General features: G+C 32.0%; 9 protein-coding genes. 5 read left to right on the plus strand and 4 right to left on the minus strand.

Translation table 11 applies throughout. The features are described 5' to 3' along the window. On the minus strand, window positions 1-1,746 hold a 1,746-nt coding region (locus tag C0512_RS13780; RefSeq protein ID WP_290862543.1), incomplete at its 3' end, for a LysM peptidoglycan-binding domain-containing protein. Between the two features lie 117 nt (window positions 1,747-1,863). Beyond that, complete coding sequence (glyA, locus tag C0512_RS13785; protein ID WP_290862545.1) at window positions 1,864-3,138, minus strand: serine hydroxymethyltransferase; 1,275 nt, start codon at window positions 3,136-3,138, stop codon at window positions 1,864-1,866. A gap of 110 nt (window positions 3,139-3,248) precedes the next feature. On the opposite strand from glyA, the gene fahA reads away from it, so the two are divergent. After that, window positions 3,249-4,532 (plus strand): fumarylacetoacetase, encoded by a 1,284-nt coding sequence (fahA, locus tag C0512_RS13790; protein WP_290862547.1) that lies wholly within the window; start codon window positions 3,249-3,251, stop codon window positions 4,530-4,532. An 81-nt stretch (window positions 4,533-4,613) separates the two neighbouring features. Further along, on the plus strand, window positions 4,614-5,795 hold the full coding sequence (locus C0512_RS13795; protein ID WP_290862549.1) for a hypothetical protein: 1,182 nt from the start codon (window positions 4,614-4,616) through the stop codon (window positions 5,793-5,795). 39 nt (window positions 5,796-5,834) lie between these two features. Here the strand turns inward: C0512_RS13795 and ytxJ are convergent, their stop codons facing one another. Further along, a complete protein-coding gene (gene ytxJ, locus C0512_RS13800; RefSeq protein WP_290862551.1) occupies window positions 5,835-6,224 on the minus strand; it encodes a bacillithiol system redox-active protein YtxJ in 390 nt (129 codons plus the stop codon). Between the two features lie 163 nt (window positions 6,225-6,387). On the opposite strand from ytxJ, the gene clpB reads away from it, so the two are divergent. Further along, entirely contained in the window at window positions 6,388-8,976 is a 2,589-nt protein-coding gene (gene clpB / locus C0512_RS13805; RefSeq protein ID WP_290862553.1) for an ATP-dependent chaperone ClpB, read from the plus strand. A gap of 71 nt (window positions 8,977-9,047) precedes the next feature. On the opposite strand, the gene C0512_RS13810 is transcribed toward clpB, so the two are convergent. Further along, window positions 9,048-9,719 carry a hypothetical protein gene (locus tag C0512_RS13810; RefSeq protein ID WP_290862555.1) on the minus strand — a complete coding sequence of 224 codons (672 nt, stop codon included), beginning with the start codon at window positions 9,717-9,719 and terminating at the stop codon, window positions 9,048-9,050. Window positions 9,720-9,937: 218 nt separating this feature from the next. Between C0512_RS13810 and C0512_RS13815 the strand changes: the two genes are divergently transcribed. Further along, the gene (locus tag C0512_RS13815; RefSeq protein WP_290862557.1) at window positions 9,938-10,360 is read left to right on the plus strand and encodes an energy transducer TonB; all 423 of its coding nucleotides are present in this window, start codon (window positions 9,938-9,940) and stop codon (window positions 10,358-10,360) included. Window positions 10,361-10,633: 273 nt separating this feature from the next. Beyond that, window positions 10,634-11,370 (plus strand): hypothetical protein (locus C0512_RS13820; protein ID WP_290862559.1); only part of this gene is annotated, 737 nt, incomplete at its 3' end.

Here is an 11,370-nt window from a genome sequence, read left to right on the forward strand (position 1 = left end):
TTTGACAAAGCGTGCTTTTGGGAAATTTTGAAGAATAAAATCTTCATTTAAAGCAGTTATGGCATCACTTACCACAATTAAATTTCCGTTTTTTTCAGCAATATAATTCAGCATCATTTGAGCTAAATCATTTTTAGAGGGAATACTAACAAACGTTGACGGATAATTTTTACTACCCTCTTCTTGTCTATTTACTATGAATGGAATATTATTTTTTGAAGCAAAATCAGCTAATTTTTCAGTGCTACCTTTTGAAGAAAAGCATAAAATAGCATTCGAATTTTCAACTTTATTTTTTTTAAGTGAAACTAACTCTGCCTTCATTTCCTTATTAAATTCAAGTTCAATATTTTTTACATCAACCTGAACATTCATTCTTTTTAATGAGTCTATAGCAAATGTAGCTCCGGCATAAAAATCAAATTCAGTTGATTGATTTGTGCTTAACGTTTGATTTTTTATGAAATCTTCATATTTTTCTGTTGAAAAAGGAAGCAACATGACCACTTCTTTTTTCTCCATTTTATTTAATGTTTTGAGTAAGCCTATTTGTTCTTTTTTGTTTTCAACTTTTGACTCTACTTTATTTTGGGTGATTTCAACATCTGGCACAACTGTTTTTGACTCCGGAACTTTATAAGCAGCAGCCAGTTCAGCCGTAATTTTGTCAGATGGAATTTTTATTATCATTCCAATCTTTACTCCTTCTGCTAAATTAGGATTAACTTCTATTAATTTATCTTGACTCATCCCAGTCATTTTTGACAGACCAAATAAAGTTTGCTTTGGCTGAACTTCATAATCTACCCAACCAGATTCTGTGCTCTGAGGAACTTCGACTTTTACGAGATTATCTTTTGATTTTACATTTACTTGCTCCACTTTTGGAACTTCAGCCAAAACCGGTTCACTTTTAGGAACTTCTTTTTTTGATACTGCATTTGCGGTCATACTTCTCGAAACAACAATTCGTTGACCGGTTTGCAACATTTTTATTATCTGAGGATTTTTTGCTTCTAATTCTTCAATTGAAATTCCGTAGCGTTTTGACAATCCGTATTTTGTTTCTCCAGCTTGTACAAGATGATAATTAGAATTCTCAGAGAAAGAAGAATTGTTTTTCTTAACCGGAATTCTTAAAGTTTGTCCACTCTTTAAAACACCTTTCAAAAAATCTTTATTTGCTTCAGTTAATTCATCTACAGTTAAACCGTTTCGTTTCGAAATTCCGTAAAGGGTTTCTTGTGGGAGAACAACATAGGTAATATAATCTGTAAATTGATTTACGTTTTTTGATTCCTTTGGCACATAAACTTCTTTTCCACCTCTGATTTCAAGTTTATGACCAGATTGAAGGCCATTAACGATATGAGGATTTTGATTTTCTAATTGACTAATTGAAATTCCAAATCGTTTTGCCAAACCAAATTTTGTTTCCCCAGGATTTACTATATAAATTATTACATCATTAGTTGAATTAGATGCATTATTTTCACTTTTAGGTTCTGTATTTTGAACTTTAGTAACCAAAGAAACGGGAATGTTAATTACTTCATTTTCCTTAATTCCGTTTGCCAATTCCGGATTAAGTTTATACAAATCATTAGGTGTCACTTTATACTTTTGAGCAATAGAAATCACTGTTTCTCCTTTTAAAACGTTGTGTTGTGTAATGCCTTCCTGAGCAAATAATAGGCTCAAACCAGACTGAAGCAGTAGTATAATTAAAAAATAAAAATTTTTCATTCGATTAAATTACAATAGTAAATAAAAACTTACTTTTCTAATTTATAAATTTAAAAAAAAACCTTCAAAAGTTTTTATCTTCTGAAGGTTGTTATTAAGATTGTTATTAACAATTTTTTAATACACGAAAATGGCTCTTTCACCCATAAAATCATTCACTTCATTACCAACTTCCTCAATGATTTCTTCGTTTGTAAAATTCATAATTACTCGGTCAATTAGAGCAACAACGGTTTCCATATCCGCTTCTACTAAACCTCTTGTAGTAATAGCAGGAGTTCCTACTCGAATTCCCGATGTCACAAAAGGTGACTTATCATCAAATGGAACCATGTTTTTGTTCACCGTAATTTCTGCTTTTACTAATGCATTTTCAGCTTCTTTTCCTGTAATATTTTTATTTCGTAAATCAATCAACATCATGTGATTATCTGTTCCGCCTGAAATTAAATCATATCCTCTTTTGACAAATGCTTCAGCCATTGCTTTTGCATTTTTTTGCACTTGAAGTGAATATCTAAAAAACTCATCTGATAATGCTTCACCAAAAGCAACCGCTTTGGCTGCAATAATATGTTCTAGTGGACCACCTTGATTTCCCGGAAAAACAGCGGCATCTAATAACGAGGACATCAGTCTGATTTCTCCTTTAGGTGTTTTTATTCCGAATGGATTTTCAAAATCTTTCCCCATCAAAATCATCCCTCCACGAGGACCACGAAGTGTTTTATGAGTCGTTGTTGTGATAATATGACAATGTGGAACAGGGTCATTTAATAAACCTTTTGCTATTAATCCGGCAGGGTGTGAAATATCTGCTAAGAGTATTGCTCCAACACTGTCTGCTATTTCTCTGAATCGTTTAAAATCCATATCTCTGGAATAAGCAGATGCTCCCGCAATAATCATTTTAGGATTTTCTTTAGTTGCTATTTCCTGAATTTTATCATAATTCAAACGTCCGGTTTCCTTTTCAACTCCGTAAAAAACAGGATTGTATAATCTTCCTGAAAAATTCACCGGTGAACCATGCGTTAAATGTCCGCCATGTGACAAATCGAAACCTAGAATTTTATCGCCCGGTTTTAAACAAGCAAAAAACACTGCTGTATTCGCTTGTGAACCTGAATGAGGTTGGACATTAGCATATTCGGCACCAAAAAGGGCTTTTGCTCTGTCGATGGCAATTTGTTCCACTTGATCCACTACTTCACAACCTCCATAATAACGCTTACCCGGATAACCTTCGGCATATTTATTTGTTAAAACAGATCCGGCAGCTTCCATCACTTGGTCACTCACAAAGTTTTCAGAGGCAATCAGTTCTAATCCGTGAATTTGTCTATCTTGCTCGTCTAAAATAAGGTCAAAAATTTGTTCGTCGCGTTGCATTTGATAATATTTCGTTAAATTGAGCTCAAAATTACAAAAATCGTTTGTTAAATTGATAGTAAATAATATATTTGGTTGATAATTTTTCAACATTAAATCAACAATTAAAAATGCCTATAACAGCTAACAACCCCAACAGAAAATCTTGGATAGAAGTTCCAATCGACAGTGATTTTCCTATTCAGAATATTCCTTTTGGCGTCTTTTTAACTAAGGATGATATTGTAACCATTGGAACAAGAATTGGTGATTGTGCTATTGATTTAGGTGCTATGCAGCAATTAAATTATTTTGAAGGTATAGAATTGACCGATGATATGTTCATGCAGGATACTTTAAATGATTTCATTTCTGACGGAAAAAAAACCTGGCGTTTAGTAAGAAACAGAATTGGAGATTTATTTGATAGCAATAACCCAAAGCTAAGAGATAACAAAGAGCATCGGGATATCATCATTTTTAAAATGGATGATGTAGAAATGCAACTTCCAGTATTAATTGGTGATTATACTGACTTTTATTCCAGTAAAGAACACGCAACAAACGTTGGAAAAATGTTTCGTGATCCCGAGAATGCATTGTTACCAAATTGGCTTCATATTCCAGTAGGCTACCACGGAAGAAGTTCTACAATAATTCCTTCCGGAATACCTGTTCATCGTCCAATGGGTCAAACGCTTCCAAATGGAGATACGCAACCGGTTTTTGGTCCTTCAAGATTAGTTGATTTTGAATTAGAAATGGCTTTTATAACTACCGATGCCAATATAATGGGAGAAAACATTCCGGTTAGTGAAGCAGAAGATTATATTTTCGGAATGGTTTTGTTGAATGATTGGAGTGCCCGAGACATTCAAAAATGGGAATATGTTCCGCTTGGTCCTTTTTTAGCGAAAAATTTTGCTTCCTCTATTTCACCTTGGATTGTAACGATGGATGCTTTAGAACCTTTTAAAACAAAAGGCCCCAAACAATCTCCGGCTCCTCTTCCTTATTTACAACAAAAAGGAAAACATGCCTTTGATATTAATTTAGAAGTTTATATCACTCCGGAAAAAACAGACTCCACTTTAGTGAGCAAATCGAATTTTAAATATATGTATTGGTCAATGGCCCAACAATTAGCTCATCATACTTCTAATGGTTGTAAAGTAAATTCCGGAGACATGATGGGAAGCGGGACAATTTCAGGTTCTACTGAAAATAGCTTTGGTTCTATGTTGGAATTAACCTGGGGTGGGAAAAACCCAATAAAAATGAAAGATGGAAGTGAACGAAAATTCATAAACGACAACGATACTGTTACAATGAAGGGATATTGTCAAAATGGACAAATTAGAATTGGCTTTGGAGAAGTTAAAAGTAAACTACTTCCTCCCTTTGTAAGACAATAATTTAAATCCGGTTTTTACCGGATTTTTTTGCTCCAGATTGTTCTTGTTTATTATATTTGATTTTTATAAAAATATGATTTCATGAAAAAAATTACACTTCTTTTATTTTTCTACAGCATCCTCTCTTGTGGAGTAAAACAGTCTACCAACCAGCTAACTTCAGGTAATTATGACGAAGCAATTCATATTGCTGTAAATAGTTTACGAAACAATAAAAATGCAAAAGGAAAACAAGATTACGTTTATATACTTGAAGAAGCTTTTGCTAAAGCAAAAGAAAGAGATTTAAGAAACATCGATTCATGGTCAAAAGACGCCAATCCAACAAATTTAGAACAAATATATAATTCGTACGTTCAACTCAATCGACGTCAAGAATTAATTAGACCTTTATTACCCTTAAAATTACTGAAAGAAGGCAGAGACGCTATTTTTCCTATGGATAATTATTCTACAGAAATTATTGATAGTAAAAATGCCTTGTCTAATTATTTATATACCAATTCTAAAAACTTATTACAAACAGCAAATAAAATAGAAGCAAGAAAAGTTTTCGATGATTTAAAATATTTAAACAGCATCAATCCGGGATTTAAAGATGTCAACAAGCTAATTGAAGAAGCTCAATTCAAAGGAACTGATTTTGTAAATGTTTATACAAAAAACGAAACCAACATGATGATTCCTATTCGTTTGCAAGATGATTTATTAGATTTTAGCACCTATGGTTTAAACGATAAATGGACGGTTTATCACAGCAACAGACAACAAGGAATTACTTATGATTTCGGCATCATTTTGAATTTCAGAGAAATAAATATTTCACCTGAACAAATCAAGGAAAAACAAGTGATTCAAGAAAAACAGATAAAAGATGGTGTGAAAAATCTTTTAGATGCCAACGGAAACATAGTTCGTGACAGTTTAGGAAATCCCATCAAAGTAGATAAATTCATTACTGTAAAAGGAACAGCGTATCAGTTTACACAATTCAAAGCCTGTCAAGTTACAGCAAAAGTGGATTATATTGATTTCAATAATAATCAGTTAATCAACACTTACCCACTTGCTAGTGAGTTTATTTTTGAAAATATTTATGCTACTTTTCGAGGTGATCGAAGAGCATTTGATGAACAATATATTTCGTATTTCGGTAAAAGAGCAGTTCCATTTCCATCAAACGAACAAATGGTTTATGATACCGGTGAAGATTTGAAAGCAAAACTAAAAGAGATTATTAGTAGAAATCGAATCAGAAGATAGTTCATTTGATATGCTGACAAATGAAAATTTCTAAAACAGTTAAACAATAAATTTTTTCAATTTATTTATTTCAATTCCATCATGTGAATCATCATAAACACATTTTCCTTCTTTAATGAGAAGAATTTGTGGAGATTGATGCATCACGTCAAATCGATTTGTAATTTCATTTGAAATAGCTCTGTATTCCAACAAATCTAAGAAATAAGGCTGAAGTTCTTCTGCTTTAAAATCATATTCGTTTTCAAAATTTTTTAAGGCAAAACGACTAATGCTGCACCGTGTACTGTGTTTAAAAATCAAAACAGGCTTTTGATGAGAAAGCTCGATGATTTCATTAAGTTGTCCTAAATCGGCTAATATCCTCCATCCTACTTTCGATACTTTATCTTCTTCTGAACTTCCGAATAAATTGGTTAAAAAACTCATATTTGACATATTTTAAGACATTTTGACTTTATTTTGAATAAGTTTTACTCAAAAAAAGACATTTTGTCTTGATTTTAGAATTGGAATAGTAGTTGACAATTATTTACCAAAGATATTGAATTAAAAGACATTTACTTGTCTGAAAATTATAAAAACACAACAAATGAATTTAAAAAATTTAACCATTAAATCGCAAGAAGCTTTGCAACAAGCTCAGCAAATTGCACAAAGTTTTGGTCAACAACAACTGGAAAACGAACATATTTTTAAAGGAATTTTAGAAGTTGATGAAAATGTTGCTCCATTTATTTTAAAAAAAATGAATGTGAATGTAAACTTATTTTCACAAATTTTAGATAGTACAATTCAGAGCTTTCCAAAAGTTTCCGGTGGCGAAATAGTGCTCTCCCGCGAAGCCGGAACCATGTTAAATGAGGCTTCTATCATTGCCAAAAAAATGAACGATGAATATGTTTCAATCGAACATTTAATCTTAGCAATTTTTAAATCGAAAAGTAAAGTTGCTCAGATTTTAAAAGACCAAGGAGTGAACGAAAAAGGCTTAGAAGCCGCTATTACTGAATTGAGAAAAGGCGAACGTGTGACATCTGCTTCTGCTGAAGAAACCTATAATTCCTTGAATAAATATGCAAAAAATCTCAACGAATTAGCCAAAAACGGCAAACTTGACCCTGTAATTGGTCGAGATGAAGAAATCCGAAGAGTGTTGCAAATTTTATCGCGACGAACCAAAAACAATCCAATGCTTGTGGGTGAACCCGGTGTTGGAAAAACTGCCATCGCTGAAGGATTAGCACACCGAATTGTAGATGGTGATGTGCCCGAAAACTTAAAGAACAAAATTGTTTTTTCTTTAGACATGGGAGCTTTAATTGCCGGTGCAAAATACAAAGGTGAATTTGAAGAACGTTTGAAATCAGTTGTCAAAGAAGTTATTGCAGCCGAAGGAGACATTGTATTGTTCATTGATGAAATTCACACATTGGTTGGTGCCGGTGGCGGTGAAGGGGCGATGGATGCGGCAAATATTTTAAAACCGGCCTTGGCTCGTGGTGAATTACGTGCAATTGGAGCTACTACTTTAGATGAATACCAAAAATATTTTGAAAAAGACAAAGCTCTTGAAAGACGTTTTCAAAAAATCATGGTAGATGAACCGGATACTGAAAGTGCGATTTCCATTTTGCGTGGAATCAAAGAAAAATATGAAGCTCATCACAAAGTTAGAATTAAAGATGACGCAATTATTGCAGCGGTAGAACTTTCTCAGCGATACATTACTAACCGTTTTTTACCGGATAAAGCTATTGATTTAATGGATGAGGCCGCTTCTAAACTTCGAATGGAAATTAATTCAAAACCTGAAGAATTGGATGTTTTAGATAGAAAAATAATGCAATTAGAAATTGAAATTGAAGCCATCAAGCGAGAAAATGATGAAACAAAATTAAAAATTTTAGGGTTGGATTTAGCCAATTTAAAAGAAGAACGCAACGAAATTTTTGCCAAATGGAAATCAGAAAAAGATGTAGTCGATAATATTCAAAATGTAAAACTGGAAATTGAAGATTTCAAACAAGAGGCTGAACGTGCGGAACGAGAAGGAGATTATGGAAAAGTGGCTGAAATTCGTTACGGAAAAATTAAAGAAGCACAAGAACGTTTGGACATCCTTCAAACACAATTAATTGAAAATCAGTCCGGAACTTCTCTAATAAAAGAAGAAGTGACTCGAGAAGATATTGCCGAAGTAGTTGCAAAATGGACAGGAGTTCCTGTAATGAAAATGCTACAAGGTGAACGCGAAAAATTATTGAAGTTAGAGGATGAATTGCACCTCAGAGTTGTTGGTCAGGAAGAAGCTATTGAAGCCATTAGCGATGCCGTTCGTAGAAGTCGAGCCGGATTACAAGATATGAAAAAACCAATTGGAACTTTTCTTTTCTTAGGAACAACAGGTGTTGGAAAAACTGAATTAGCCAAAGCGTTAGCCGAATATTTATTTGACGATGAAAATGCAATGACTCGAATCGACATGAGTGAATACCAAGAACGTCATGCTGTGAGCCGATTAGTTGGTGCTCCTCCGGGTTATGTAGGTTATGATGAAGGCGGACAACTGACCGAAGCGGTTCGAAGAAAACCTTATTCTGTGATTTTGTTAGATGAAATTGAAAAAGCTCATCCCGACACATTTAATATTTTGTTACAGGTGTTAGATGAAGGCAGATTGACCGACAACAAAGGTCGTGTAGCTGATTTCAAAAACACGATTATCATTATGACTTCTAACATGGGAAGTCATATTATCCAAGAGAAATTTGAAAATTTGAAAGGCGGAATTGATGCTGCCACCGAAGCTGCAAAAACAGAAGTTTTAGGCTTGTTGAAACAAACAGTTCGTCCTGAATTTATTAATAGAATTGATGAAATCGTCATGTTTACGCCATTGACCAATGCAAACATAAGAGAGATTGTGGGCTTACAATTAAAAAGTGTCACCAAAATGTTAGCTCAACAAAATATTACGATGGATGCCACTCCGGAAGCAATTGATTATTTAGCTAAAAAAGGATATGACCCTCAATTTGGAGCCAGACCTGTAAAACGAGTTATTCAGCGAGAAGTTTTAAATAAATTATCAAAAGAAATCTTATCCGGAGCCATTAAAACCGAAAGTATTATTTTGTTAGACAGTTTTAATAATGAATTAGTTTTCAGAAATCAATAAACAATTTTTAATAAAAAAAGCGATTAGACATTACTCTAATCGCTTTTTTTATTTTATTTTATTTAATTGAATTAATTAAAATTATAAGTCAACCCTCCACCAAGGCTAAATTGATAAATTGAAGAATAGGTACTTACACCGGCACCTGATCCGCCTGTTCCAAAATAAAATCCTCCTCCAAATGATTGTGCCACAGACAACAATTGTGCTTGTAATTTTACTCCAAATTTAGGTGTTGCCCAAATGATTGCTCCGGCTTTCAATCCCCAAGCAAATTTTGTTACATTTTTTGAAACATCATAAGCGGGATTAACATCATCATGTTCAATATCAACAATTGCCATACCTAAAGATAATCCTCCAAAACCCTCAACTTTAGAACCTGCTTTTTGAAAACTATGGTTGGCTCCTAACATAATATAATTCATTACAACATCAAAGTCATTGTATTTGGTAAAAGCTCCCCCTGTATAATATTGTGTTGGTGCATTTGTACTTTCTCTCAAATAAGAAAGTTCTAAATATGCTGAAGGACGAATTTCAAATTCAAATCCAACTCCATAAAGCATTCCGTCACTAATTTTTCCTTGATAATAATTCCCATAATCATAATAAGAATCAAAACTATCATCAAAAGTATAAGAACCATAAAGCGTAATTCTTTTATCGGGAGAAAAACTTTGAGCAGATAATTCAGGATAAAAAATAAATGTCAATAAGAATAAAGTAATTATTTTTTTCATTTCTTTAGGTTTAAAATTTTAAGCCGCAAAACTAAAATAAATAATTAATTAAAGAAAATAAATATTTATTAATTCCTTAAACAATTTCTTATACTTAATTATGTTTATATACTAATAAAATATAATTTTAATATATTAAATTAATAAAAGTGTTTAAATACTGATTAATTATATACTAAGACCATTTTAATCGAAAATAAATTTTTAAATAATTAAAAATGAAACAATTACAAATACAATTATTATTATTTTTCATCTCTTTTACCATTTTTGCCCAATCAGAAATTGATTATTCAAAAAAATTAAATCATTCAGTCTCCGGTGAAAAAGTATATTTAGATAAAGACGTCGACATCAAACCAAAGCTTATGTATGGTGAAAACGGTATGTATCGTTTTATGTCAAGAAATTTTAAATTTCCAAAAAATGAAGCTCCTGTACCTAAAATTATTTGCAGTTTTATAGTTGAAACTGACGGAACAATTACTGACATAAAAGTACTTAATAATATTCCTGAAAATTTCAGTAAAGAAGCCATTCGGGTAATGACTAAGTTTGATGAACCATGGTATCCGGCTGTAAAAGACAACAAACAAGTGCGATGTCAATATATTTTACCTATAATTATTGATCGAATTTAGCATTTACTGGTTAAAGATTGACTAAAAGTTCTAACAAATTGATTGCAACTTTATAAATTTGTGAGATTATAGTAAATAGATTTTGTTTTGAAGCATTTCTTGTTTTTTATTTTATTTTTTAATCTATCATTTGGTCAAAAAGTAGTTTTTGAGTCGAGTGCTGATATAGCTTTTATAAAAGCTAAAAAATTAAATAAGTTAGTTTTTATTGAATATTACAACGCGGATTGCACTATCTGTATGAGTATTCAACCTCTATTTGAAAATAAGGAAATGGCAGATTTTTATAATACCAAATTTGTTAATTATAAAATAAACACCAAAGGTGGATTAAAAGGAAAAGATAGCCTTTTCATGGCTGAAAGAAAATTAAAATTCACTGGAGTTCCTTTCTTTTTATTTTTTGATTCTGATAAAAATTTTGTTCACTATTCCGGGGCAAAAAATGATTTAGAATATCTTATAAACATTGGAAAAAAAGCTTTAAATACTGAAGAACGAACTGGAAGCCTTCAAACAAAATACGAAGCAGGCGACAGAAGTATTAAAACACTTTATGCTTATTCAGATTTGATTCAACTTTATCAAAATGATGCATTAGGTAATGAAATTTCCAGTCAGCTTTTTGATGTTTTTCCCAAACAAAATTTAGCAACTAATGAAAGTTATCTGATTTTAAAAAATTCTGTCAAAAGTATTGATAACGGATTTTTTATTTATTGGTATGAAAACAGAGAAAATCTTAAAGATTTTGAAAAAGGATCACAAAAAGGCACGGAAATTAAAGTATTAGAACGTATTTTATTAGAATCTATTCAAAAACAAAAATCTACTTGGAATTTGGAAACCATTCGAAAAGTAAAAAAAATGACCGTTGGATTAGGATTATCAAAAGATGGAAATGATTTTTTATGGGAAGAAGAAGCAAAAATTTTGGTTGAAACTAAACAAAACGAGGAAGCAATTTCACTTATGAAAATTCTTTTAAATGAAAGTAAAGACAATATATT

The sequence above is a fragment of the Flavobacterium sp. genome, from assembly GCF_013822155.1.
Lineage (GTDB): Bacteria > Bacteroidota > Bacteroidia > Flavobacteriales > Flavobacteriaceae > Flavobacterium.

What these genes read in the sequence shown, in the direction of transcription:
- glyA (WP_290862545.1), bottom strand. Translation starts at nt 3,138, where the DNA reads ATGCAACGCGACGAACAAATTTTTGACCTTATTTTAGACGAGCAAGAT.
- C0512_RS13810 (WP_290862555.1), bottom strand. Translation starts at nt 9,719, where the DNA reads ATGAAAAAAATAATTACTTTATTCTTATTGACATTTATTTTTTATCCT.
- ytxJ (WP_290862551.1), bottom strand. Translation starts at nt 6,224, where the DNA reads ATGAGTTTTTTAACCAATTTATTCGGAAGTTCAGAAGAAGATAAAGTA.
- C0512_RS13815 (WP_290862557.1), top strand. Translation starts at nt 9,938, where the DNA reads ATGAAACAATTACAAATACAATTATTATTATTTTTCATCTCTTTTACC.
- fahA (WP_290862547.1), top strand. Translation starts at nt 3,249, where the DNA reads ATGCCTATAACAGCTAACAACCCCAACAGAAAATCTTGGATAGAAGTT.
- C0512_RS13795 (WP_290862549.1), top strand. Translation starts at nt 4,614, where the DNA reads ATGAAAAAAATTACACTTCTTTTATTTTTCTACAGCATCCTCTCTTGT.
- clpB (WP_290862553.1), top strand. Translation starts at nt 6,388, where the DNA reads ATGAATTTAAAAAATTTAACCATTAAATCGCAAGAAGCTTTGCAACAA.